The following is a 24012-nucleotide window of genomic DNA, read 5'->3' on the forward strand; positions in this document are numbered from 1 at the left end:
CTTGGTGCTAACAGCGATATTAACCCCAACGTGTGGCGCTCATCGCTAAGCCCGCTAGTGTGTGGGTAAGCTCACATCGACAGCCCACGAGGGAGCGTTTGCTCGGCATGGATTTGTACACCCCAATACTGGTTCTCGGCGCGATCGCGGCAGCCTTCGCGATCGGGTCGGTCGGCATTGCCCTGCTGATCGGTCCCAGGCGCTACAACCACTCCAAACTCGAGGCCTACGAGTGCGGCATCGAGCCGGTTCCCGACCTGGCCAGTGCACACTCTTCCGGCCAGCGGTTCCCGATCAAGTACTACCTGACCGCGATGTTGTTCATCATCTTCGACATCGAGATCGTCTTCCTCTATCCGTGGGCGGTGGCCTTCGACAGTCTCGGACTGTTTGCGCTGGTGGAGATGCTTCTCTTCATGCTGGTGGTCTTCGTGGCCTACGCATACGTCTGGCGGCGGGGAGGTTTGACATGGGACTAGAAGAGAAGCTGCCCGGCGGGATCATGCTGTCGACTGTCGAGAAGGTCGCCGGATACATCCGGAAGGGCTCGCTGTGGCCCGCGACCTTTGGTCTGGCCTGCTGCGCGATCGAGATGATGGCGACCGCCGGCCCGCGATTCGACATCTCGCGTTTCGGCATGGAGCGGTTCTCGGCCACGCCCCGACAAGCGGACCTGATGATCGTCGCAGGTCGCGTCAGCCAGAAGATGGCGCCGGTACTGCGCCAGATCTACGACCAGATGGCCGAGCCCAAATGGGTGCTCGCGATGGGTGTCTGTGCCTCCTCGGGCGGCATGTTCAATAACTACGCCATCGTGCAAGGCGTCGACCACATCGTCCCGGTCGACATCTATCTCCCCGGATGCCCGCCGCGGCCCGAGATGCTGCTGCACGCAATCCTGAAGCTGCACGACAAGATTCAAGAAATGCCGCTCGGCGTTCACCGCGAGGAGGCGATCCGCGAAGCCGAGAAAGCGGCACTATCGGTCACACCGACCATCGAATTAAAAGGGCTGCTGCGGTGATGAGCCCCGGCGAAGAACAGACAGCACGGACTGAGAACGGTAACGGCACTCCGGCTGGCAAGCAGGCAGACATCGAGCCACCCGAGATCATCGGCGTACGGCGCGGCATGTTCGGGGCCAGAGGCTCCGGCGACACCTCCGGATACGGCCGGCTGGTGCGCCCCGTGGCACTGCCGGGCAGCTCGCCCCGCCCCTACGGCGGCTATTTCGACGACATCGTCGATACCTTGGCCGCAGCACTCGGCGAGGACGGCTACGCCGCGTCGATCGAGCGCGTGGTGGTCTATCGCGATGAGCTGACGCTGGAGGTCCGGCGCGAGCAGCTGCCTGCGGTGGCGCAAGCGCTGCGCGACGATCCCGGTCTGCGGTTCGAGCTGTGCCTCGGCGTCAGCGGTGTGCATTACCCCGACGACAGTGGGCGCGAGTTGCACGCGGCCTATCCGCTGATGTCCATCACCCACAACCGCCGCATCCGAGTCGAGGTCGCCGCGCCCGACGACGACCCCCACATCCCGTCGCTGTACGCGGTGTATCCGACGGTCGACTGGCACGAGCGCGAAACCTATGACTTCTTCGGCATCATCTTCGACGGCCATCCCGCACTGACCCGCATCGAGATGCCCGACGATTGGGTGGGACACCCGCAGCGCAAGGACTACCCGTTGGGCGGAATCCCCGTCGAGTATCACGGTGCCGAGATCCCACCGCCCGATCAGCGGAGGTCCTACAACTGATGAGCACATCACCCACCCCGCCCGAATCGGGCGGCACCGAAACCGTGGTCGTCGTCGGCGGTCAGGACTGGGACCAGGTGGTCGAGGCCGCAAAGCAGAACGCGGCGTCACACGTCGGCGAGCGCATCGTCGTGAACATGGGCCCGCAGCATCCCTCCACGCACGGGGTGTTGCGACTCATCCTCGAGATCGAGGGCGAGACGATCGTCGAGATCCGTTGCGGCATCGGGTATCTGCACACCGGCATCGAGAAGAACCTCGAGTTCCGCAACTGGACTCAGGGTGTCACCTTCGTGACCCGAATGGATTACCTCTCACCGCTTTTCAACGAGACGGTGTACTGCCTCGGCGTGGAGAAGCTACTCGGTGTCACCGACGACATCCCCGAACGCGCCAGCGTCATCCGCGTGATGATGATGGAACTCAACAGGATCTCGTCACACCTGGTCGCCCTGGCCACCGGCGGCATGGAACTGGGTTCCATGGGTGCGATGTTCTACGGCTTCCGCGAGCGCGAGCAGATCCTCTCGATCTTCGAGACCATCACCGGGCTCCGGATGAACAACGCCTACATCCGTCCGGGCGGGGTGGCGATGGACCTGCCCGACGAAGGCATCCCGCAGATCCGCGACATGCTCAAGCTGATGCCCAAGAGGTTGAAGGATCTCGAAGACCTGCTCAGCGAGAACTACATCTGGAAGGCGCGCACCCAGGGCATCGGCTATCTGGACCTGACCGGCTGCATGGCGCTCGGCATCACCGGACCCTGCCTGCGTTCCACCGGACTGCCCCACGATCTGCGGAAGTCACAGCCGTACTGCGGCTACGAGACCTACGACTTCGACGTGATCACCGACGACGGCTGCGACTCGTATGGCCGCTACTTGATCAGGGTCAAGGAGATGCACGAGTCGCTCAAGATCATCGAGCAGTGCGTCGAACGGCTCGATGTGCCGGATCCCGGGCCGGTCATGATCGAGGACAAGAAGCTGGCGTGGCCCGCCGACCTGAAGCTCGGACCCGACGGACTCGGCAACTCTCCTGAGCACATCGCCAAGATCATGGGTCACTCGATGGAGGGGCTGATCCACCACTTCAAGCTCGTCACCGAGGGCATCCGCGTCCCGGCGGGCCAGGTGTACGTCGCGATCGAGTCGCCGCGCGGTGAACTCGGCGTGCACATGGTCTCCGACGGCGGCACCCGCCCGTATCGCGTGCACTACCGCGACCCGTCGTTCAACAACCTGCAGGCTGTGGCCGCGATGTGCGAGGGCGGCATGGTCGCCGACGCGATCACCGCGGTGGCGTCGATCGACCCTGTGATGGGGGGCGTGGACAGGTGACTGTGTTCCTCGAGCTTGGTCAGCGTCCCGACGAACCCGGCCCACCGATCCACGGCGCCAAGACATATCCGGCCGACGTGGCCGCGCGCCTGGCGGCCGACGCCGAGCAGGTGATCGCCAAGTATCCGCAGAGCCGCTCGGCATTGCTGCCGCTGCTGCACCTTGTGCAGTCCGAGGACGGATGCCTGACACCCGCGGGTATCGCGTTCTGCGCCAAGCAGTTGGGGCTCACCGATGCCGAGGTCACCGCGGTGGCCACGTTCTACTCGATGTACCGCCGCACACCGACCGGCGAATATCTGGTCGGGGTCTGCACCAACACCCTGTGCGCGATCATGGGCGGAGACGCGATTCTCGAAGCGCTGGAAGACCATCTGGGTCTTCACGCCGGCGAGACGACCGGAGACGGCCGGGTCACGCTCGAGCACATCGAGTGCAACGCCGCATGTGACTACGCGCCCGTCGTGATGGTCAACTGGGAGTTCTTCGACAACCAGACGCCGTCGTCGGCCCGCGAACTCGTCGACGGATTGCGCGGCGGCCAGCCGCCCCTCCCGACACGCGGTGCGCCCTTGTGCACATTCAAGGAGACCGCGAGAGTCCTTGCGGGCCTCCCCGATCCGGAGGCGGCCGCCGCTCAAACGCCGACAGGGGACGCCACCCTCGCCGGGCTGCGCATCGCCAAGGAACGCGGCATGGAGGCGCCGGACCCCCAGTCCGCCCCGCCGTCGTCCGAGGGTTCACCCAGTGACGAGAAGGCCGCAACGGAGGCGACCAAGGACGAACCGGCACCCGGCCCGTCGGCGAACGTGCCGGCGGAGCCGAAGGAGCCCGAAACAGACCCGGATGCAACGGATTCGAAGACATGACACCACTGACTCCCGTACTCAGCCGGTTCTGGGACGAACCCGAACCCTGGTCGATGGAGACCTACCGTCGCCATGACGGCTACCGCGCGCTGGACAAGGCGCTCGCCATGGACCCCGACGACCTCATCGCCACCGTCAAGGACTCGGGCCTGCGTGGTCGCGGTGGCGCAGGCTTCCCGACGGGCACCAAGTGGTCGTTCATCCCGCAGGACGACACCGGTGCCGGCGCCAAGCCGCACTACCTCGTCGTCAACGCCGACGAGTCCGAACCCGGTACGTGCAAAGACATTCCGCTGATGCTCACCACCCCGCACTTCCTGGTAGAGGGCGTCATCATCGCGGCGTACGCGATCCGGGCGCATCACGCGTTCATCTACGTCCGCGGCGAAGTCCTGCCGGTGCTGCGGCGGCTGCAGGCCGCGGTGGCCGAGGCGTACGACGCCGGCTACCTGGGCACCGACATCCTGGGCTCGGGCTTCGATCTCGAACTCATCGTGCATGCCGGGGCGGGCGCCTACATCTGCGGTGAGGAGACCGCGCTGCTGGACTCCCTGGAGGGACGTCGCGGACAGCCGCGCCTGCGGCCGCCGTTCCCCGCCGTCGCCGGCCTATACGCCTCGCCGACCGTGGTCAACAACGTCGAATCCATTGCCAGCGTGCCACCTGTGCTGCTCAACGGCGTGGACTGGTTCCGGTCGATGGGCTCCGAGAAGTCGCCGGGCTTCACGCTGTACTCGCTGTCCGGTCACGTCACCACGCCGGGGCAGTACGAGGCGCCACTGGGCATCACGATGCGCGAGCTACTCGACTACGCAGGCGGTATCCGTGCCGGCCACAGCCTGAAGTTCTGGACGCCCGGCGGCTCGTCCACTCCGCTTCTGACCGACGAACACCTCGATGTGCCACTGGATTACGAGGGCATGGCGGGGGCCGGAACGATGCTCGGCACCAAGGCATTGCAGGTCTTCGACGAGACCACGTGCGTCGTGCGTGCCGTGCGCCGCTGGACTCAGTTCTACGCGCATGAGTCCTGTGGCAAGTGCACACCGTGTCGCGAGGGCACGTACTGGCTGGCGCAGATCTACGAACGCCTCGAAACCGGTACGGGCACCGAAGCCGACATTCAGAAGGTGCTGGACATCGCGGACAACATCAACGGAAAGTCGTTCTGCGCGCTGGGTGACGGCGCCGCCGCACCGATCCTGTCGTCGATCAAGTTCTTCCGCGACGAGTACTACCAGCACCTTGCCGACGGCTGTCCGTTCGACCCGCACGCCTCGACTCTGATGGCGACAGAAGGGGTGGGGGTCTAGATGACACAGACCGCAGATACCGGTACCGACGCCACCCCCGTCGAGATGGTGAATCTCACCATCGACGATGTGGAGGTCAGTGTGCCCAAGGGCACCTTGGTGATTCGGGCCGCCGAGCTGATCGGCGTCCAGATCCCGAGGTTCTGCGATCACCCGCTGCTCGACCCGGTGGGCGCGTGCCGGCAATGCCTCGTCGAGGTCGAGGGGCAGCGCAAGCCCATGGCCAGCTGCACGATCACGTGCACACCCGACATGGTGGTGCGTACGCAGCTGACGTCGGAGTCCGCGGACAAGGCGCAGCAGGGGGTGATGGAACTCCTGCTCATCAATCACCCGCTGGACTGCCCGGTGTGCGACAAGGGCGGTGAGTGCCCGCTGCAGAATCAGGCGATGTCCAACGGCCGCCCCGAGACCCGGTTCGAGGACGTCAAACGGACCTTCCCCAAGCCGATCAACATCTCGTCGGAGGTACTGCTGGACCGGGAACGTTGCGTGCTGTGCGCGCGCTGCACCCGGTTCTCCGAACAGATCGCCGGCGACCCGTTCATCGAATTACTCGAACGCGGTGCGCTGCAACAGGTCGGCATCGCGCCGGGCGAGCCTTTCCAGTCGTACTACTCCGGCAACACCGTGCAGATCTGCCCCGTCGGCGCGCTCACCGGCGCGGCCTACCGGTTCCGTGCCCGGCCGTTCGACCTGGTGTCAAGTCCGAGCGTGTGTGAACACTGCGCGAGCGGGTGCGCGGAACGCACGGACCACCGCCGCGGAAAAGTCCTGCGCCGCTTGGCCGGTGACGACCCAGAGGTCAACGAGGAGTGGAACTGCGACAAGGGACGGTGGGCGTTCACCTACACCACCCAGGGTGATCGCATCACCACTCCCCTGATCCGCGAGGACGGCGAGCTCCGGCCCGCATCGTGGTCGGAGGCCATCAACGTGGCATCCGCCGGGCTCGCCGCCGCACGCGGCAACACCGGTGTGCTGGTGGGCGGGCGGCTGACGGTGGAGGACGCCTACGCCTACTCGAAGTTCGCCCGAATGGTGCTGGAAACCAACGACATCGACTTCAGGGCACGCGCACACAGCGCCGAGGAGGCCGACTTCCTCGCCGCGCACGTGGCAGGACAGCCGATGACGGTGACCTACACCGACCTCGAAAACGCGCCCGCGGTGCTGCTCGCCGGGTTCGAGCCCGAAGAGGAATCACCGATCGTGTTCCTGCGGCTGCGAAAGGCCGTCCGCAAGCAAGGACTGCAGGTGAAGTCGGTTGCCGCGTTCGCGACCCGTTCACTGGGCAAGCTGCGCGGTCAGCTGATCGCCACGGTGCCCGGCGGTGAGTCCGCGGCACTCGACGGTCTGGTCGATGACGCGCAGTTGACGCTGCCCGGTGCCATCATCCTGGTCGGTGAGCGCCTGGCCATCTCACCCGGGGCGCTCTCCGCCGCAAGCAGATTGGCCGCCGCGACCGGCGCCCGGCTGGCGTGGATACCGCGACGGGCCGGTGAGCGCGGCGCACTGGAGGCGGGCGCGCTGCCGGGGCTGTTGCCCGGCGGCCGACCGGTCAGCGATGCCGCTGCCCGCGAACAGACCGCCGCGAAATGGCATGTCGGTGAGGTGCCGAGCAAGCCCGGCCGCGACACCGCGGCCATCCTCGACGCCGCGCGTAAGGGCGAGCTGGGAGCGCTGCTGGTTGGCGGTGTCGAGCTCGCCGACCTTCCCGACCCGGACGCGGCGCTGGCGGCCATCGATGCCGCGCCGTTCGTGCTGAGCCTCGAGTTGCGGGAGAGCGCGGTCACCGAACGCGCCGACGTGGTCTTCCCTGTCGCACCCGTCGTCGAGAAGGGCGGTGCGTTCATCAACTGGGAGGGCCGGATTCGCCCCTTCGAGCCGGCGTTGCAGACCAACGCCACTCCCGACAGGCGAGTCCTGCAGTTCCTCGCCGACGAGCTCGGCGTCGACCTGAATCTGCCGACGGCGCTTGCCGCCGGTGAGGAGATGGCGCAGCTGGGACTGTGGGCGGGCCAACGGTCGAGCGCACCGGCGGTGTCGGCGGCGCAGCCCGGCAAGCCCGGCAAGGGCCAGGCCGTGCTGGCCGGCTGGCGCATGCTGCTCGACGATGGACGCCTCCAAGACGGCGAACCGCACCTCGCAGGTACGGCCCGCGAGCCCGTCACTCGACTGTCGGCGGCCACCGCGGGCGAAATCGGTGTAGCCGACGACGATCTGGTGACCGTCCGCACGGAGCAGGGCGAGATCACGCTGCCACTGCTGATCACCGAGATGCCCGACGGCACGGTGTGGCTGCCACTGAACTCGCCCGGATCGGCCGTGTACCGTCAACTCGCCGTGACACCCGGAGCCGTCGTTTCGATCGAGCGGACACAGCGATGACCTATCCCGATCCGACTCTCTTCGGCCACGACCCGTGGTGGCTGATCCTGCTCAAGGCCGTCGGCATCTTCGCGTTCCTGATGCTGTCGCTCTTGGTGGCGATCCTGCTCGAGCGCAAGATCCTCGGCTACATGCAGATGCGCCCGGGTCCGAACCGCGTGGGGCCGTGGGGACTGCTGCAATCACTGGTCGACGGCGTCAAGCTGGCACTCAAAGAGGGCCTCATCCCCGCCAACGTGGACAAGTTCATCTACCTTGCGGCACCGGTCATATCGGTGGTTCCCGCGTTCATCGCGTTCTCCGTGATCCCGATGGGCGGCGAGGTGTCGATCTTCGGCCACCGCACCGCACTGCAGCTGACCGACATGCCCGTCGCCGTGCTGTTCGTGCTCGCCGCGACGTCGATCGGGGTATACGGAATCGTCTTGGCGGGCTGGGCTTCCGGCTCCACCTATCCCCTGCTCGGCGGTCTGCGGTCGAGCGCCCAGGTGATCTCCTACGAGATCGCGATGGCCCTGTCGTTCGCCGCGGTCTTCATCTACGCGGGCACGATGTCGACCTCGGGCATCGTCGCCTCACAGGATGGGCTCTGGTACATCTTCCCGCTGCTGCCGTCGTTCATCATCTACCTGACGTCGATGGTGGGCGAAACCAACCGGGCGCCTTTCGATCTGCCCGAAGCCGAGGGTGAGCTCGTCGGCGGGTTCCACACCGAGTACTCGTCGATCAAGTTCGCGATGTTCATGCTCGCCGAGTACGTCAACATGTTCACGGTGTCGGCGTTGGCGACGACGCTGTTCTTCGGCGGGTGGCATGCGCCGTGGCCGATCAACATGTGGGACGGCGCCAATCACGGGTGGTGGCCGCTGCTGTGGTTCATCGCGAAGGTCTGGACCTTCATGTTCGTGTTCTTCTGGCTGCGAGGAACGCTGCCCCGCATGCGCTACGACCAGTTCATGGCGCTGGGCTGGAAGGTCCTCATCCCGGTATCTCTGGTCTGGATCGTCGTCGTGTCCTGCGTCCGCAGCCTGCGAAACCAGGGTTACGGCGAGCTCACCACGACGCTGACCACCGTGGCCGTCGTATTCGCACTGCTTCTGTTGTTCGTGCTGTGGAGAACGGTGCGCGCCAGAAACATTCGGAAGATCCCCGAGCAGGTGCTGGCACCGGGCACATACCCGGTGCCGCCCATGCCCACGAGGGAGACGGCCTCGAAAGAGGTCGCTTCAAAGGAGAAAGCAGATGCCTAAGTTCCTCGACGCGATCGCGGGTTTCGGGGTCACGTTCAGCACGATGTTCAAGAAGCGGATCACCGAGCAGTACCCGGAGAAGCCGGGTCCGGTGGCCAAGCGCTATCACGGACGCCACCAGCTCAACCGCTACGACGACGGTCTGGAGAAGTGCATCGGATGTGAGTTGTGCGCGTGGGCCTGCCCCGCCGACGCCATCTTCGTCGAGGGTGCGGACAACACGGAGGAGGAACGCTTCTCCCCCGGTGAACGCTACGGCCAGGTCTACCAGATCAACTACCTGCGGTGCATCGGCTGCGGGCTGTGCATCGAGGCGTGCCCGACCCGTGCGCTGACGATGACCAACGAGTACGAGATGGCCGACGACAATCGCTCCGACTTGATCTGGGGCAAGGACAAACTGCTCGCCCCGCTGAAGTCAGGCATGCTTCCCCCGCCCCATCCGATGGCTCCGGGAAGCACCGACGAGGACTACTACCGCGGCAACATCAAGCCTGTCACCGAGGACGTGACGTGACGCTGCAGTTCCTCGCGTCAACGGCCGCCGACGTAGTCGGCCACACCTCCACGACGGAAGCAGTGTTGTTCTGGGTGCTGGGCACCGTCGCGGTCGCAGGCGCGATAGGTGTGGTCGCCGCACCGAAAGCGGTGTACTCGGCGATGTTCCTGGCCACCACCATGATCGTGCTCGCGGTGTTCTACATCGCCCAGGACGCGCTGTTCCTCGGCGTCGTCCAGATCGTGGTCTACACCGGTGCGGTGATGATGCTGTTCCTGTTCGTCCTGATGCTCATCGGGGTGGACACCTCCGAATCGCTGATCGAAACCATTCGAGGACAACGCATTGCCGCGATCGCGGTCGGATTGGGCTTCGGCATCCTGCTCATCGCGGGCATCGGCAGCGTGTCGGTCGGCGGTTTCGTCGGCCTGACCCAGGCCAACGCGGGCGGCAACGTGCAGGGTCTTGCCGCGCTGATCTTCACCGAATACCTGTGGGCGTTCGAGCTGACCGGCGCGCTGCTGATCACCGCCGCCCTCGGGGCGATGGTGCTGGCTCACCGCGAACGCTTCGAACGCCGCAAGACGCAGCGCGAACTGGCTCACGAGCGGTTCCAGCCGGGCGGGCACCCGACGACGTTGCCCAATCCCGGTGTGTACGCACGTAACAACGCCGTCGATATGGCGGCGCGCCTTCCCGACGGATCGCCGTCCGAGCTATCGGTCAGCGCACTTCTGCAAAAGCGAACCGTGAGTCAGACGAACGGTGGCGGTAAAGACGAATGAATCCCGATAACTACCTGTACTTGTCGGCGTTGCTGTTCACCATCGGCGCATCGGGGGTGCTGTTGCGCCGCAACGCCATCGTCATGTTCATGTGCGTCGAGCTGATGCTCAACGCCTGCAACCTGGCCTTCGTGACGTTCTCCCGCATGCACGGCCACCTCGACGGCCAGATGGTGGCCTTCTTCACGATGGTGGTCGCCGCGTGCGAGGTGGTGATCGGGCTTGCCATCATCATGACGATCTTCCGTACCCGCCGCTCGGCCTCGGTCGACGACGCCAGTCTGCTGAAACACTGATGAGCGCTTGCGCGAAGAAGAGACAACCCTGAAGGCACGATGACGATTCCAGTGTGGCTCACTATCGCCCTGCCGCTGGCAGGTGCGGCGATCCTTCTGTTGGGCGGACGGCGCACGAATGCCTGGGGCCACCTGCTGGGCACAGCGGCCTCGCTCGGGGCGTTCGTCGTCGGCGCGCTCTTGTTCACCGACATGATCGGTCGCGACGCCGAACATCGCACCATCGCCGAATCGCTGTTCAGCTGGGTGCCAGTGGCGGGCCTGCAGGTGGACTTCGGGCTGCACCTCGACCAACTGTCGATGTGTTTCGTCCTGCTGATCACCGGCGTCGGCTCGCTGATCCACATCTACTCCATCGGCTACATGGCCGAAGATCCCGAGCGGCGGCGGTTTTTCGCCTACCTCAACCTGTTCCTGTCCGCGATGTTGCTACTGGTGCTCGCCGACAACTACCTGGGCCTCTACGTCGGCTGGGAGGGCGTGGGTCTGGCGTCGTACCTGTTGATCGGGTTCTGGTCGTACAAGCCGTCGGCGGCGACCGCGGCCAAGAAGGCGTTCGTCGTCAACCGCGTCGGCGACATCGGGCTGGCCGTCGCACTGATGGTGATGTTCGCCTACATCGGAAACATCTCCTTCGAAGGCGTCTTCGCCGCAGCGCCTCAGGTCAGCGAGGGCGTGCTGACGGCCATCGGCCTGCTGCTCCTGCTCGCCGCATGCGGCAAGTCCGCGCAGGTGCCGCTGCAGTCCTGGCTGGGCGACGCGATGGAGGGCCCGACACCGGTGTCGGCGCTCATCCACGCTGCGACCATGGTGACCGCAGGCGTCTACCTGATCGTGCGGTCCGGCCCGGTCTTCGACCTCGCGCCCAATGCGCAACTGGGTGTCGTCATCGTCGGCGCGGTGACACTGCTGTTCGGCGCCGTCATCGGCTGCGCCAAGGACGACATCAAGAAAGCCCTTGCCGCATCGACGATGTCGCAGATCGGTTACATGGTGCTGGCCGCTGGCCTCGGTCCGGCCGGCTATGCGTTCGCGATCATGCACCTGCTCACCCACGGCTTCTTCAAGGCCGGCTTGTTCCTCGGCGCGGGCTCGGTGATGCACGGTATGAACGACGAGGTCAACATGCGCCGCTACGGCGGCCTTCGCAAAGCCCTACCGATCACCTTCGCGACGTTCGGACTCGGTTACCTCGCGATCATCGGCGTGCCGCCGCTGGCCGGATTCTTCTCCAAGGACGGCATCATCGAGGCGGCGCTCGGCGCCGGCGGCGTCAAGGGCTTCATCCTCGGTGGCGCGGCGATTCTCGGCGCAGGTATCACCGCGTTCTATATGACGCGCGTGATGCTGATGACATTCTTCGGCGAAAATCGTTGGGCCCCCGATGCTCATCCGCACGAGTCGCCGAAGGTCATGACCTGGCCGATGATCCTGCTGGCGGTCGGGTCGGTCGGGTCGGGCGCAGCGTTCGCCATCGGCGGCACGCTCGAGCACTGGCTGGAACCCGTTGTCGGCGCCCACGAGATTCACCACGTCGCACCCGTGTGGGTGGTCACCACCGTGATCCTGGTCGTGGTGGCGGTCGGCATCGGCATCGCCTACCGCATGTACGGCATGAAGGCGGTCCCCGAAGAGGTGCCCGCCGGCTCGGCACTCACCGTCGCGGCCCGCAAGGACCTGTACGGCGATGCGCTCAACGAAGAACTCTTCATGCGGCCTGGCCAGCTGGTCGCCAAGGGGCTGGTCGAAATCGACGACGAGGCAGTGGACGGCGCGGGAACAGGGTTGGCCGCCCTGGTCTCCCGCTCATCAGGGGGCTTGCGACTGTTGGAGACCGGTTACGCACGTTCCTACGCGTTGTCGATGTTGGCGGGCGCGTTCCTGGTCATCGGCGCGATCCTGGCGGTGCAGCTGTGGTGACCTCGATCCCGTGGCTGACGGTTCTGTGGGCCGTGCCGATGGTGGGTGCGGCCGTCGTGATCCTGTTGCCCGCATCGATGCGCAAAGCGTCGAAGTGGCTGGCGCTGGTGCTATCGCTTGTCGTGCTGGTGATCACGGTGCTCCTCGCGGTGAATTTCGATCCCAACGGGGATCAGTACCAATTCGTCGAAGCGCACAAGTGGATCCCGTCGTTCGGCACCGGCTACATCCTCGGGCTGGACGGCATCGCGCTGGCGATCGTCGGATTGACCGCGGTGCTGGTGCCGCTGCTGCTGATCGCGGGCTGGAACGACGTCAGCGACGAGGCGGCGTGGGGCGGGCGTTCGACGCATGCCTACTTCGCGCTCACGCTGGCCGTCGAGGGCATGGTCATCATGTCGCTGGCATCGCTGGACGTATTGCTGTTCTACGTGTTCTTCGAGGCGATGCTGATCCCGATGTACTTCCTCATCGGCGGCTTCGGCGGCGAGGGCCGTTCGAAAGCGGCGGTGAAGTTCCTGCTGTACAACCTGTTCGGCGGCCTGGTCATGCTGGCCGCGGTGATCGGCCTCTACGTGGTGACCGCAGGCAGCGACGCCTTCGAGGGCGGCACGTTCGACTTCCGCGCGATCGTCGCTGCCGTGTCGAGCGGACAGTTCGTCGTCAACCCGGCCGTGATGAACCTGCTTTTCCTCGGCTTCATGTTCGCGTTCGCGGTCAAGGCACCGTTGTGGCCCTTCCACCGCTGGCTGCCCGACGCCGCCGTCGAGGCCACCCCCGCCAGTGCGGTGCTCATGATGGCGATCATGGACAAGGTCGGCACGTTCGGCATGTTGCGGTACTGCCTGCAGTTGTTCCCCGACTCCGCATCGTATTTCCGGCCGATGATCATCACGCTGGCGGTCATCGGCATCGTGTACGGCGCGATCGTGGCGATCGGCCAGACCGATGTGATGCGTCTGATCGCCTACACGTCGATCTCCCACTTCGGCTTCATCATCCTCGGCATCTTCGTGATGACCAGTCAGGGCCAGTCCGGTTCGACGCTGTACATGGTCAATCACGGGCTGTCGACGGCTGCGCTGTTCCTGATCGCGGGATTCCTGGTGTCGCGCAGGGGTAGTCGTTTGATCGCGTCCTACGGCGGTGTGCAGAAGGTCGCGCCGGTGCTTGCTGGGACGTTCCTCGTTTCCGGCCTTGCGACGCTGTCACTGCCCGGTCTGGCACCGTTCATCAGTGAATTCCTGGTGCTGATCGGCACATTCACCCGCTATCCGGTGTTCGCGGTGTTCGCGTCGACCGCGCTGGTGTTGTCCGCCGTCTACATCCTGTGGATGTACCAGCGAATGATGACCGGTCCCGTCAAGGACGGCAACGACAAGCTGCGCGATCTCGTGCCGCGCGAGATTCTGGTCATCGCACCGCTCATCGCGCTGCTGATCGTGCTGGGTGTGTATCCCAAACCGGCACTGGACGTGATCAATCCGGCGGTGACCCACACGTTGACCACCATCGACCAACCTGACCCGGTGCCTCAATTCGCGGAAGGGCCGGTGCGATGAATCTGCCCACACCTGTCGTCGAGTACGACCTGCTGTCTCCGATGCTGATCGTGTTCGGAGTGGCGATCGCCGGTGTCCTCGTCGAGGCGTTTCTGCCGCGGCAGCGCAGGTACGGCGCTCAATTGGTGTTGTGCCTAGGCGGTTTGGCCGCCGCGCTGGTCGCGGTGGTGGTTCTCGCGCGCGATCTGCACGGCGAGGTTGGCCGCTCCGCAGTGATGGGCGCCGTCGTCATCGACAAGCCGGCGCTGTTCCTACAGGCCACCATCCTGCTGGTCGGGGTGCTGGGCATCCTGCTGATCGCCGAACGGCAGATCGGGACAGAACCGGAGGGAGGCAACGGAGCTCGCGGGTTGGACGCGTTCACACCGCAGGCCTCCGCCATTCCGGGCGCGGTCGCCGAGCAACTCGCCACCAAGGCCGGGGTCATCCAGACCGAGGTGTTCCCGCTGACGATGTTCGCCGTCGGCGGCATGCTGCTGTTCCCCGCGGCCGACGACCTGCTGACGATGTTCATCGCACTCGAGGTGCTGTCGCTGCCCCTCTATCTGCTGTGCGGGCTGGCACGCCGGCGGCGGCTGCTCTCGCAGGAAGCGTCACTGAAATACTTTCTGCTCGGCGCCTTTTCGTCGGCGTTCTTCCTATACGGCGGCGCAATGCTTTACGGGTATGCAGGAACACTGGACCTGCGCGGGATCGCCGAAGTGGTGGCGTCCGGGTCCGGTAAGACGTCACTGGCCCTGATGGGTACGGGCCTGCTGCTGGTGGGCGTGCTGTTCAAGGTCGGGGCCGTGCCCTTCCACGCGTGGATCCCCGACGTGTATCAGGGCGCTCCGACGCCGATCACCGCGTTCATGGCCGCGGCCACCAAGATCGCCGCGTTCGGCGCGATGCTTCGGGTGTTCTACGTCGCGCTGCCGGAACTGCGCGACGACTGGCGCCCGGTGCTGTGGGCGATCGCGATTTTGACGATGGTCGTCGGCACGGTCACCGCGATCACGCAGAGCGACGTGAAACGCATGCTCGCGTACTCGGCGGTGGCACATACCGGCTTCATCCTCACCGGCGTGATCGCCGAGAACGAGGCAGGCCTGTCGTCGACCCTGTTCTATCTGTTCGCCTACGGGTTCAGCACGGTGGGCGCGTTCGCGGTCGTGGGCCTGGTCCGCAACGCAGACGGCGAGGAGGACACCGCGATGGCCCGCTGGGCGGGGCTTGGTAGGCGGTATCCCGTAGTGGCCGTGGTCTTCTCGCTGTTCCTGTTGGCATTCGCGGGCATCCCGTTGACGAGTGGATTCGTCAGCAAGTTCGCCGTCTTCAAGGCGGCGGGCGAAGGCGGTGCGATTCCTTTGGTCGTCGTCGGCGTCCTCGCCAGCGCGGTCGCCGCGTACTTCTATGTGCGGGTCATCGTGTTGATGTTCTTCACCGAGCCCCCCGAGGACGCGCCGACGGTGGTGGTGCCCAGCGTGCTGAGCACCGCCGTCGTCACGGTCACCGCGGCGATCACGTTCGCGCTCGGCGCCCTGCCACAGCCGCTGCTGGATCTGGCGAACACCGCCAACCAGTTCCTGCACTGACTTCTCCATGTCCGAATCACTCGTCCTCGTCGCCGACCACGGTCCGGTGCGGGTGCTGACACTGAATCGACCCGAAGCCCGGAATGCGTTGAGCCGTGGGCTGATCAAAGCGACTTACACCGCGCTGACCGAGGCCGACGCCGACGAGTCGGTGCGGGCCGTAGTGCTCACCGGGGCCGACCCCGCGTTCTGCGCCGGTGTCGACCTCAAGGAGGCACAGCGCGACGGCACCGACTACTTCGCGGAGTTCCGCTCGCACAGCTGCATCGAGGCCACCGGGAAGATGCGCACCCCGATCGTCGGCGCGATCAACGGTGCGGTGTTCACCGGTGGCCTCGAAATGGCGCTCGGCTGCGATTTTCTCGTCGCCTCCGAGCGTGCGGTGTTCGCCGACACCCACGCCCGCGTCGGCATCCTGCCAGGAGGCGGTATGACCGCACGCCTCCCCCAGCTCGTCGGCCTCGGGATGGCCCGGCGACTGTCGATGACCGGCGAAGTCATCGACGCGGCGCGCGCCGAGCGCATCGGGCTGGTGACCGAGGTCGTCGCCCACGATCGACTGCTCGAGCGCGCGATCCAACTTGCGACACAGATCGCGGAGGAGCCCGGCCCGACCATGCTGGGGCTCAAGGAGATTTACACCATCGGCGCTGCCGCCGTCATCGATCCGGCATTGGCCGCCGAGGACCGGATCGCGAATGCGCAGGCCCGCGATTTCGAGGGACTGGGCGATCGGTTCCGTGCGGTGACCGAGCGCAACAAGGGTCAGATCGACCGCGGGGAATAGGCCTGTACCACCCGAGGTTGTGCCCCCCATGACTTCACTGACAGGCAAGACCGCACTTGTAACGGGCGCCTCACGAGGGATCGGACGAGCCATCGCGCTTCGACTGGCAGCTGAGGGCGCCGCGGTCGCCGTGCACTACGGAAGCAACGACGCCGCGGCAGCCGACACCATCGACGCTGTTCGAAGCGCCGGCGGCGAAGCCTTCGCGGTCCGCGCGCAACTGGGCGTCGACAACGACGTGGACACGTTGTTCGCAGCACTCGAAGAGGGGCTCGACGGCCGTCCGCTGGACATCCTGGTCAACAACGCGGCGATCTCCACCTTCGACGCCACCATCGACAAGGCGACGCCCGAGCAGTTCGACCGGGAGTTCGCGATCAACGTCCGGGCACCGTTCTTCATCATCCAGCGCGCGCTGCCGCTGATGCGCGACGGCGGCCGGATCATCAACATCTCGTCCGGTGTCACCTGGTTCGCGACGCCGCAGATCGTCTACTCGATGACCAAGGGTGCGCTGAACGTCCTCGGCCGATCGCTCGCCAATACTCTTGGCGAGCGCGGAATCACCGTCAACACCGTATCTCCCGGCGTCACCGACACGGACATGAATTCGTGGCTGCACGAGAGCGACGACGCCCCGACCGGTTGGACCGGTATCACGGCTCTGGACCGCATCGGCAAGGCCGCCGAAATTGCCGACGCCGCAGTGTTTTTCGCCACCAACGACAGCCGTTGGGTGACCGGTCAGAACCTCGACGTCAACGGCGGGTTGTATCTCGGCCCGAGAACGCAGCTGCTGCCCAGCTAGTCGGCACAGCGCCTGAGGATGAATTCGACGGTACGGCGGCCCTTGAACTCCGGTCGCGGCGTCGTCGTCATGTCCACCTGCTGGCGCGCCTGTTCGATGACGGGTGTGCGCGGGTCGAGCACCGAGAGGTAAACGTGGTGCGCGGCGAGTGAGGCGACGGCACGTTCGAAGCAGTGGACGTCGATCACCTCGGCGTGGGTCACCTCGGGGCCATTCTCGAACAGCCACTGTGGCGGGTTGGGCAGCGAATCATAAGTTTCGGCAACGGCTTCGGCGAACTCGATGTGGTCGCGTTGATTGGGTGCGCCAGGCTCCCACTCATGCCCGCTGTAGATCGTCAGCACGATGTCGGGCGCCAGCGCGGTGATGGTCTCGGCGATCTTGGCGCGCAGCTCGGGTGTGTTGTGGATATTGCTGTCCGGGAACTCCCAGAACTCCACGTGGTCGACGCCGACTATGGCGGCCGACCGTCGCTGCTCGCTCTCTCGCACCGGTCCTGCTTGATCCGCAGACATACCCTCGATGCCGACTTCGCCGCGGCACGCCAACGCGTAACGCACGGTCTTGCCGGACGACGTCCACTTGGCGACAGCCGCGGCGATACCGTATTCGGGATCGTCGGGATGGGGCACCAGTACCAACGCGTTGTCCCAGTCGGACGGAAACGGGTCAAGCTCGGCCACGCCTCCTATCCGACCACACCTCGGACGACGACGGCGGCGGGATCAGGTAAAGGACGCAGGCAGGCGCTGAGGGCCGAACGCATCTCGATGCTGCCGAGGATCCTGTGATGGCCGCCGGACGCCTCGTGCACCTCTGCGCCAATTTCGGCTGCGATCAAGTGGGCATCCTCGACCGGCACAACTTCGTCGGTCGGATCGTGCAAGATTCGTACTTGGACCGATGTCGGCAAACCGAGAGTCCTGACGTCCCAATGTTGTACCGGCATGCCGTCGCGACGCCGTAATTCGAGGTGAATCCTTCTGACTACCGCCGGCGGCAGCTCTCGCTGCGCGGCCCACCGGTCGATCACGCCCGCGAGCGAGCATGTTGGAGCGAGAAGAAGCAGACTGAGCTCGTTCGTCCTGCCGGACTCCGCGACCGCCGAAACTGCGGCGATCGATGACATCGAATGGGCAACGATGGTCCGGATGCTCGGAAATCGTTGCAGTACTGCGAGAGTGGCGTGCGCATATTCCCTCATCGTCGCACGCGTACCCGGTGAGACACCGTGTCCGGGAGCGTCGAAGCAGACCGCCGACTCGCCAAGGGCGACGGCCGAGTCGACGACGGCCGTCATCGTGGTGCTATCGGCGCCCCATCCGTGCAGCACGAGCACAGTCGGTTCGCCACTACCCCACACGTATGCCGAGGTAACCCTCGGGATGTCTGCCAGTTCTACCCGGCGGGCGCCAAGGGGACACACGTCATCTGGATGAGTGCCAAGGCCGCGGGTGTTGATGAAGGTCCGCGTCTGGAAGTATCCGGTGACACGCGGCATGACCGGGTGCACCCGGGTCAGCACCGAGGCGGTCAACGAACCGGCGCTCACACCATTTCCTTCTCGACTGAATCGACGCGTCGCATCGGGCTCGTCGAGTACAGCCCCGAAATGGGATCGTAGAACCGGCAGTTGCGCAGGATGCTCCAAAACCGCGAGATACTCGCCTTCTCCACCCGCATCATCTCCGGATAGGCCTGCATCAACGCGGCCTGTGCCTTGGGGAGGTGATAGAACGGCACCGCGGGCGAGACGTGGTGTGCGGTGTGCACCGAGATGTTGTGGGTGAGGAACAACAGCCACTTCGGGTACATGAAGTCCGTTGTCACCAGCAACCTGCTCGCGTTCTTGGTCCAGTAGTCGGCGCTCAGATACGGGATGTCCTCCGCGCTGTGGTGCATCAGCGTGGTGATGCTGAACCACACATGCGTGGCAAGCCAGGGCCCCACGAAGTAGAGGAGCAGGCCCTGCCAACCCGTGAAGTACGTGAGCGACGCGAGGTACACGCCCCCGACCGCCGCGACGACCACGATCGACCGCCGAGCGTCACGGCGCATCTCCTTCTTCGGGAAATACGAAGGCCGCAGCCCGGAGTCAAGCCAGTGATGGATCGATCCACCCCATACCGCCCAGGTCCGCACGCTTATGTAGATCAGTCGGTCCTTCACCGACATCCGGCGGTAGACCGCCTCGGGAATCGGTGCCCAGTCGGTGTCGAGCTCCAGGCTGTTGGTGTGGGCGTGGTGCAAGTTGTGAACGTGGCGCCACGCATGGAACGGATAGAGCAGGTGCAAGAGTGCGAATTGGCCGACCACGTAGTTCAACCGGCGGTTTCGTGAGAACGAGCCATGACCGCACTCATGAGCAATGCAGTGCAGACCCCAACCACCCAAGCCGGCGACGACGAGGAGTGGCGGTACCAGATACCACCGATCGACGACAGCGATCGCGACGATTGCGCCGACGTACACCGCCAGGCTGACGACCAGACCGGCAAATCCGCGCGCAACCGATGGCTGCAGGTACTCCCGCGGGATTGCCGCGGTGATCTTCTGACCCTCGAGGGCATCACTCTTCTCGATGAATTCCTTGAACCGGTGATCAGGGTCTGTGGGAATAGCGGTTTTGGCCATGACAGGTTTCCTCCCGAACTTTCTTGTTGTCTCAGCTGTGTACGAGCCGCAGCTCACCGGCGAGGAACCCCGCGAGATCGTCGATCGTCTCGTGGTCGAACAGGATTGCCGGCGACAGTCGACGCTCGACGACCTTCTCCAACTTGCCCGAGACCTGAACGGCGGTACGTGAATCAAGACCGTATGCGTCGAATGGCTTGGCAGTGTCCACGTCTGCCTCGGAGATCTTCACCATGGTGGCCAGCTCGTCGATCAGCCAGGTACGCAATTTCTCGTGCGTCAGCGGTCCCTCGATTGCGGCGGCCTTCTTGCGTCCGAACATTGTTGTTCCTCCCTTTCTATGTGTCCCGATGACTGTCATCGGGTACGGTTCCGTCGCAACCGGGAATTGATCCTGTTGCGATCAGGCATTTTCAGATCCCATACGACTCCGGCCTTGGCCAGCAGGGCGATCACCCAGCCGCTGAGATCCGGCTCCCACCAACGCATTGCGTGTCGGTATGCACCGGGGAACGCGTGGTGGTTGTTCTGGAGGCCCTCGCCAAACGTGAGGATGGCGACCGGCCAGTTGTTGGCGCTGTCATCCCTTGTCGCGAACGGCCGCGAGCCGATCATGTGACTGACCGACCCGACGCACCACGCCGCCTGATTGGCGACGAATACCCGTGCGAGTCCGCCGAAGATGAAGCCGGAGAACCCCGCTGCGAGGGTGCCGCCGATCGCGAAGCCGAGCAGTGCCGGAAGGAGCAGGCTCACCAACGCCCACAGCGGATATGTCCGGTTGAAATAGTAGAGGCGGCGATCACGGACCACGTCGGGTGCGAACACGGCGACCCGGGACTCCTGATCGCTGAACATCCACGGAACGTGGGCATACCAAAGGCCTTTCAGCTTGCCAAGCAGACCATCACCGCTGCGGTTGGGCGAATGCGGGTCACCCTCTTCGTCGGAGAACCGGTGATGACGGCGATGCGTGCTCACCCAGAACAGGATGGGCCCCTCGAGAGCCATCGATCCCATGATCATCAGCACGCCCTCGAAGAACGGCGATGTCTTGAACGCCTTGTGCGCGAGGTAGCGGTGGAAACCGATGCTGACGCCGAACATCTGAATCGCGTAGAACACCGCGAAAAGCGAGAGATCGAGGATGGTAACCGTGCCGGCGAACGTCATGTACGCCGCGATCGCGAACCCGATCGCCGGAATCCCGACGGTGACCAGGGCAACGACGCGCTTGGCGCGTGCGCTCTTCGGGTTCAGTTGCACGATCGCCCGGGCCAGCGACTCGTCCCGATTCTTGGAAACAGCTGGTCGCGTTGTGGTCTGAAGCATCATGCGTCACTTTCCGTGTGAGAAGACGGGTTGATGTAACGAACATTGCGGACGAGTCCGGCATGGTCGAGCAGTCTGATGAACTCCCCGGTGAGGTCTAGCTGCCACCAGTGCCGGCGGGTCATCGCAAGACTGGGCCGAGCGTGATGGTTGTTGTGCCACGATCCGCCCATGGTCGGCGGTGCGAGAATTCCGATGTTGCGGCTCTCGTCACGACCGGGGAAGTCGCGGTGACCGACCGTGTGGCCGAGCGAGTTCACCACCCACGTGGCGTGGTCGAGCGCGAAGATCCGGGCAAAGCCGCCCCACAGAATTCCGCCGACGAGCCCGTGGATCGACTGCGTAACCAGGCCGCCGATGATGCCCGGGACCACGAGGCCGAGCAGCACGAGCGTGAAGTACTGGCCGTTGATTTTCATTACCCGCCGGTCCTCCAACCAGTCACGGGTGTGTCGGCTCCAGTCGATCTTCTGCACATTGAACAGCCAACCAACATGGCCGTGCCACAAGCCCTTTACCCGGCCCTGTATTCCGGGGCCCTGCGGTTGCGGCGAATGGGGGTCGCGCTCGGTGTCGGCGAATGCGTGATGAAGTCGATGGTTCGCCACCCAGAAGACGACGGGTCCTTGCGCGGCCATCGAGGCGGCGACAGAAAGGAACACCTTGACCGGTTCCGACGCCTCGAACGAGCGGTGGGTGAAGTACCGATGCAGGCCGCCCTCGACGCCCAGACCCGTGATCAGGTACATGACCGCGAACAGCACCACATCCGACAGCCACAGGCCGTTGTAGATCGCGTAAACGATGGCGCCGATGGCACCCACGGTGGGCAGCCCGACGGTGAGGTACGCGAGACGGCAAGCAAGGACATCACGCTGCGGTTGTTGTTGCGCCTCGCGTCCCGGCGCATCGTGCGAAATCGCGGCTGTAGTCATGCTGTGCACTCCTGGATCGCATCGACGTGGACAGAACGCAACTCGTTCGCCAGAAACATCCGCCTGGTTTCCTGCCGGCGTACTTTTCCGCTGGTGGTTGTCGGGATGGTGCGCCTCGGAGCCAGATGGATATGAGGTCTGATGCCGAACTCCGAAATGATGCTCGAGCGAATCGCCTCCAGCATCGTCGAGTGCAACTCCGTAGTGACTTCCCGATGCCCGGTTTCGGCGACGATGCACAACTGTTCGGAGCTCTTGTCGGGAATCGAAAATGCAACGGCAAGACGGAATTCCGAACTCGCCCGAACAACGGCGCCCTCGACGTCCTGTGGGTAGATGTTTCGGCCGTTGACGATGACCAGATCCTTGATTCGGCCTGTGACAAACAGTTCACCCGCCCGTAGGAAGCCAAGATCGCCGGTGCGTAGGTAGGCGCGCTCCTCGTCGGCGAGTTTCGCCTGGAACACCAGGCGGTTCTGCTCCGGCCGGTCGTAGTAGCCTGCGGCGACACTTGGACCTGACACCCAGATCTCGCCGACTTGACCGTCGTCCAAGCGATTGAGGCTGGCGGGATCGACGATTCGCACGACGTGATCACTGTCGACCTCACCGCAGCTGACGACGGGGCGGTCGGTTCCTGACGGCTCCGGCGAGGATCCGGCGCGGTAGCTTGTTCCGCCGGCCTTGCCCGAGACATACAGCGTCGCCTCGGCCATCCCGTAGCACGGAGTCAACGCCTCCTGGTCGAACCCCAGCGGTTCAACGGCCTTCAGGAACCGCTCAAGCGTGTCGGCGCTGATCGGTTCGGCGCCGCAATACAGCCGCTCCACCGTCGAGAGATCCAGATCCTGAACCTCTCTGGCGTCCAGCGCATCTGAGCACATATCGAGGGAGAAGTTCGGCCCTACGGTGATCGACACCCGATAGTCGCTGAGGGCTTTCAGCCACCGGAAGGGCTCCTGGACGAAATGCATCGGCGACATCAGGACGAGGGGCACACCCTGGAACATCGATATGAAGATCGTTCCCATCAGCCCCATGTCGTGATACGGCGGTAACCACGAGAAGCCGATGCGGGCCGGGTCATCGCCCATGTTGCGGCCCAGTGCTTCGCAGTTGCTCACCAGGTTGTCGTGCGTGAGACAGACCCCTTTCGGAGCTCCTGTCGAGCCGGACGTGTACTGGATGAGCGCGATATCGCTGAGAGTGGTTGACACAGAGTCTGATTCGTCGGCTGCACTTGGCACATGCTCGGTGTAGAAGACCAGCGGTTCCAGATTTGAGGACTGGAGTCGAACTTGCAGCGCCTCGATCGGTTCGCGGTACATCTCGTCGATCAGGATTCCCTTGGGCGTGCAATCCACGGCGATCGCGTGGAATCGGTCCAATTCCTTCGCCCGCAAGGGCGGAAAGCATGGCACGGGGACGGCGCCGAGGCTCATGATTCCGTACAGCGCAGCGATGTATTCGAGGCTTGGATTCACGGCCAGGACAACGCGGTCTCCTGCGCCGATCCCGCGATCCCGTAGGTGTGCGGCGAATGCGCGCGATTTGTTCGCGGTATCAGAAAACGTCCAACGGACTTCGCTTTCCGAGGTGCCGTCGGCGAGAAACACGTACGCCAGGCCATCAGACGCGGATCGCTCGAACACGACGTCGACGATGCTCTTGGGGCGGTGGCCTATCACGGTGATAACAGTCCTTCTCTGAGGTCGGTCTGTGCATCTGCGCCTCTGTCGGCGACAACGTCATGGGACTGCGCGGAACTTGGCGGTTTCTTGGAGTCGTGTCGACCTCCTCCTCCAAGGAATCGCCAAGAACGCCACATCACCGTGGGCAAGACCAAACATCGGGAGGCGAATGTGACGCTGCAAAGCGACACACCAACCGCGGGGCAGCTCAGAACCGCGACAGGATGTCCGTTGGGTGCATCACCTGCGGTTGCAGCGCCTCGCC

The 24012-nt window shown here is 64.6% G+C and carries 23 protein-coding genes; 16 read left to right on the plus strand and 7 right to left on the minus strand.

The window, feature by feature from the left end:
* The first annotated feature begins 107 nt into the window (after window positions 1–107).
* From AB4Z42_RS09145 to AB4Z42_RS09220, 16 genes are read left to right on the plus strand one after another with little or no spacing between them, the layout of a single operon-like run.
* Window positions 108–479, plus strand: a complete 372-nt coding sequence (locus tag AB4Z42_RS09145) for an NADH-quinone oxidoreductase subunit A (protein ID WP_442008793.1) — start codon at window positions 108–110, stop codon at window positions 477–479.
* On the plus strand, window positions 470–1024 hold the full coding sequence (locus AB4Z42_RS09150) for a NuoB/complex I 20 kDa subunit family protein (protein ID WP_442008794.1): 555 nt from the start codon (window positions 470–472) through the stop codon (window positions 1022–1024). Before AB4Z42_RS09145 ends, AB4Z42_RS09150 begins: the two co-directional genes overlap by 10 nt.
* Window positions 1024–1758, plus strand: coding sequence for an NADH-quinone oxidoreductase subunit C (locus AB4Z42_RS09155; protein WP_442008795.1), 735 nt, complete (start codon window positions 1024–1026; stop codon window positions 1756–1758). Before AB4Z42_RS09150 ends, AB4Z42_RS09155 begins: the two co-directional genes overlap by 1 nt.
* Window positions 1758–3101, plus strand: coding sequence for an NADH dehydrogenase (quinone) subunit D (nuoD, locus tag AB4Z42_RS09160; RefSeq protein ID WP_442008796.1), 1344 nt, complete (start codon window positions 1758–1760; stop codon window positions 3099–3101). Before AB4Z42_RS09155 ends, nuoD begins: the two co-directional genes overlap by 1 nt.
* Window positions 3098–3970, plus strand: coding sequence for an NADH-quinone oxidoreductase subunit NuoE (nuoE, locus tag AB4Z42_RS09165; RefSeq protein ID WP_442008797.1), 873 nt, complete (start codon window positions 3098–3100; stop codon window positions 3968–3970). The genes nuoD and nuoE overlap by 4 nt, the downstream gene beginning before the upstream one ends.
* Complete coding sequence (gene nuoF / locus AB4Z42_RS09170; RefSeq protein WP_442008798.1) at window positions 3967–5283, plus strand: NADH-quinone oxidoreductase subunit NuoF; 1317 nt, start codon at window positions 3967–3969, stop codon at window positions 5281–5283. Before nuoE ends, nuoF begins: the two co-directional genes overlap by 4 nt.
* Entirely contained in the window at window positions 5284–7674 is a 2391-nt protein-coding gene (locus AB4Z42_RS09175) for an NADH-quinone oxidoreductase subunit G (protein ID WP_442008799.1), read from the plus strand.
* Window positions 7671–8924, plus strand: a complete 1254-nt coding sequence (gene nuoH / locus AB4Z42_RS09180; protein ID WP_442008800.1) for an NADH-quinone oxidoreductase subunit NuoH — start codon at window positions 7671–7673, stop codon at window positions 8922–8924. Before AB4Z42_RS09175 ends, nuoH begins: the two co-directional genes overlap by 4 nt.
* A complete protein-coding gene (nuoI, locus tag AB4Z42_RS09185) occupies window positions 8917–9441 on the plus strand; it encodes an NADH-quinone oxidoreductase subunit NuoI (RefSeq protein WP_442008801.1) in 525 nt (174 codons plus the stop codon). The genes nuoH and nuoI overlap by 8 nt, the downstream gene beginning before the upstream one ends.
* Before the next feature lie 2 nt (window positions 9442–9443).
* Complete coding sequence (locus tag AB4Z42_RS09190; RefSeq protein WP_442008899.1) at window positions 9444–10208, plus strand: NADH-quinone oxidoreductase subunit J; 765 nt, start codon at window positions 9444–9446, stop codon at window positions 10206–10208.
* Window positions 10205–10504, plus strand: coding sequence for an NADH-quinone oxidoreductase subunit NuoK (gene nuoK, locus AB4Z42_RS09195; RefSeq protein WP_083128479.1), 300 nt, complete (start codon window positions 10205–10207; stop codon window positions 10502–10504). The genes AB4Z42_RS09190 and nuoK overlap by 4 nt, the downstream gene beginning before the upstream one ends.
* 39 nt (window positions 10505–10543) lie before the next feature.
* Complete coding sequence (nuoL, locus tag AB4Z42_RS09200) at window positions 10544–12424, plus strand: NADH-quinone oxidoreductase subunit L (protein WP_442008802.1); 1881 nt, start codon at window positions 10544–10546, stop codon at window positions 12422–12424.
* A complete protein-coding gene (locus tag AB4Z42_RS09205) occupies window positions 12418–13986 on the plus strand; it encodes an NADH-quinone oxidoreductase subunit M (RefSeq protein WP_442008803.1) in 1569 nt (522 codons plus the stop codon). The genes nuoL and AB4Z42_RS09205 overlap by 7 nt, the downstream gene beginning before the upstream one ends.
* Entirely contained in the window at window positions 13983–15560 is a 1578-nt protein-coding gene (nuoN, locus tag AB4Z42_RS09210; RefSeq protein WP_442008804.1) for an NADH-quinone oxidoreductase subunit NuoN, read from the plus strand. The genes AB4Z42_RS09205 and nuoN overlap by 4 nt, the downstream gene beginning before the upstream one ends.
* Window positions 15561–15567: 7 nt before the next feature.
* Entirely contained in the window at window positions 15568–16347 is a 780-nt protein-coding gene (locus AB4Z42_RS09215; protein ID WP_442008805.1) for an enoyl-CoA hydratase, read from the plus strand.
* Between the two features lie 28 nt (window positions 16348–16375).
* Window positions 16376–17155: an SDR family NAD(P)-dependent oxidoreductase gene (locus tag AB4Z42_RS09220; RefSeq protein ID WP_442008806.1), complete on the plus strand. Its 780-nt coding sequence runs from the start codon at window positions 16376–16378 to the stop codon at window positions 17153–17155.
* Here AB4Z42_RS09220 and AB4Z42_RS09225 read toward each other — a convergent pair.
* From AB4Z42_RS09225 to AB4Z42_RS09255, 7 genes are read right to left on the minus strand one after another with little or no spacing between them, the layout of a single operon-like run.
* Window positions 17152–17838 (minus strand): PIG-L deacetylase family protein, encoded by a 687-nt coding sequence (locus AB4Z42_RS09225; protein WP_442008807.1) that lies wholly within the window; start codon window positions 17836–17838, stop codon window positions 17152–17154. The two genes, AB4Z42_RS09220 and AB4Z42_RS09225, sit on opposite strands and share 4 nt — an antisense overlap.
* Window positions 17839–17843: 5 nt before the next feature.
* Complete coding sequence (locus AB4Z42_RS09230) at window positions 17844–18707, minus strand: alpha/beta fold hydrolase (RefSeq protein ID WP_442008808.1); 864 nt, start codon at window positions 18705–18707, stop codon at window positions 17844–17846.
* Window positions 18704–19789, minus strand: coding sequence for a fatty acid desaturase (locus AB4Z42_RS09235; protein ID WP_442008809.1), 1086 nt, complete (start codon window positions 19787–19789; stop codon window positions 18704–18706). Before AB4Z42_RS09235 ends, AB4Z42_RS09230 begins: the two co-directional genes overlap by 4 nt.
* Window positions 19790–19820: 31 nt before the next feature.
* Window positions 19821–20111 carry an acyl carrier protein gene (locus tag AB4Z42_RS09240; protein ID WP_442008810.1) on the minus strand — a complete coding sequence of 97 codons (291 nt, stop codon included), beginning with the start codon at window positions 20109–20111 and terminating at the stop codon, window positions 19821–19823.
* 35 nt (window positions 20112–20146) lie between these two features.
* Window positions 20147–21121 carry an acyl-CoA desaturase gene (locus AB4Z42_RS09245; protein ID WP_442008811.1) on the minus strand — a complete coding sequence of 325 codons (975 nt, stop codon included), beginning with the start codon at window positions 21119–21121 and terminating at the stop codon, window positions 20147–20149.
* The gene (locus tag AB4Z42_RS09250) at window positions 21121–22056 is read right to left on the minus strand and encodes an acyl-CoA desaturase (RefSeq protein WP_442008812.1); all 936 of its coding nucleotides are present in this window, start codon (window positions 22054–22056) and stop codon (window positions 21121–21123) included. Before AB4Z42_RS09250 ends, AB4Z42_RS09245 begins: the two co-directional genes overlap by 1 nt.
* Entirely contained in the window at window positions 22053–23744 is a 1692-nt protein-coding gene (locus AB4Z42_RS09255) for a fatty acyl-AMP ligase (protein ID WP_442008813.1), read from the minus strand. Before AB4Z42_RS09255 ends, AB4Z42_RS09250 begins: the two co-directional genes overlap by 4 nt.
* Between the last annotated feature and the right edge of the window lie 268 nt (window positions 23745–24012).

The organism is Mycobacterium sp. 2YAF39 (assembly GCF_052114565.1).
Lineage (GTDB): Bacteria > Actinomycetota > Actinomycetes > Mycobacteriales > Mycobacteriaceae > Mycobacterium.

Coding starts and splice junctions, on each gene's coding strand:
- AB4Z42_RS09145 (WP_442008793.1), top strand. CDS start 108: ATGGATTTGTACACCCCAATACTGGTTCTCGGCGCGATCGCGGCAGCC.
- AB4Z42_RS09150 (WP_442008794.1), top strand. CDS start 470: ATGGGACTAGAAGAGAAGCTGCCCGGCGGGATCATGCTGTCGACTGTC.
- AB4Z42_RS09155 (WP_442008795.1), top strand. CDS start 1,024: ATGAGCCCCGGCGAAGAACAGACAGCACGGACTGAGAACGGTAACGGC.
- nuoD (WP_442008796.1), top strand. CDS start 1,758: ATGAGCACATCACCCACCCCGCCCGAATCGGGCGGCACCGAAACCGTG.
- nuoF (WP_442008798.1), top strand. CDS start 3,967: ATGACACCACTGACTCCCGTACTCAGCCGGTTCTGGGACGAACCCGAA.
- AB4Z42_RS09175 (WP_442008799.1), top strand. CDS start 5,284: ATGACACAGACCGCAGATACCGGTACCGACGCCACCCCCGTCGAGATG.
- nuoH (WP_442008800.1), top strand. CDS start 7,671: ATGACCTATCCCGATCCGACTCTCTTCGGCCACGACCCGTGGTGGCTG.
- nuoI (WP_442008801.1), top strand. CDS start 8,917: ATGCCTAAGTTCCTCGACGCGATCGCGGGTTTCGGGGTCACGTTCAGC.
- nuoK (WP_083128479.1), top strand. CDS start 10,205: ATGAATCCCGATAACTACCTGTACTTGTCGGCGTTGCTGTTCACCATC.
- nuoL (WP_442008802.1), top strand. CDS start 10,544: ATGACGATTCCAGTGTGGCTCACTATCGCCCTGCCGCTGGCAGGTGCG.
- nuoN (WP_442008804.1), top strand. CDS start 13,983: ATGAATCTGCCCACACCTGTCGTCGAGTACGACCTGCTGTCTCCGATG.
- AB4Z42_RS09215 (WP_442008805.1), top strand. CDS start 15,568: ATGTCCGAATCACTCGTCCTCGTCGCCGACCACGGTCCGGTGCGGGTG.
- AB4Z42_RS09220 (WP_442008806.1), top strand. CDS start 16,376: ATGACTTCACTGACAGGCAAGACCGCACTTGTAACGGGCGCCTCACGA.
- AB4Z42_RS09235 (WP_442008809.1), bottom strand. CDS start 19,789: ATGGCCAAAACCGCTATTCCCACAGACCCTGATCACCGGTTCAAGGAA.
- AB4Z42_RS09240 (WP_442008810.1), bottom strand. CDS start 20,111: ATGTTCGGACGCAAGAAGGCCGCCGCAATCGAGGGACCGCTGACGCAC.
- AB4Z42_RS09245 (WP_442008811.1), bottom strand. CDS start 21,121: ATGCTTCAGACCACAACGCGACCAGCTGTTTCCAAGAATCGGGACGAG.
- AB4Z42_RS09250 (WP_442008812.1), bottom strand. CDS start 22,056: ATGACTACAGCCGCGATTTCGCACGATGCGCCGGGACGCGAGGCGCAA.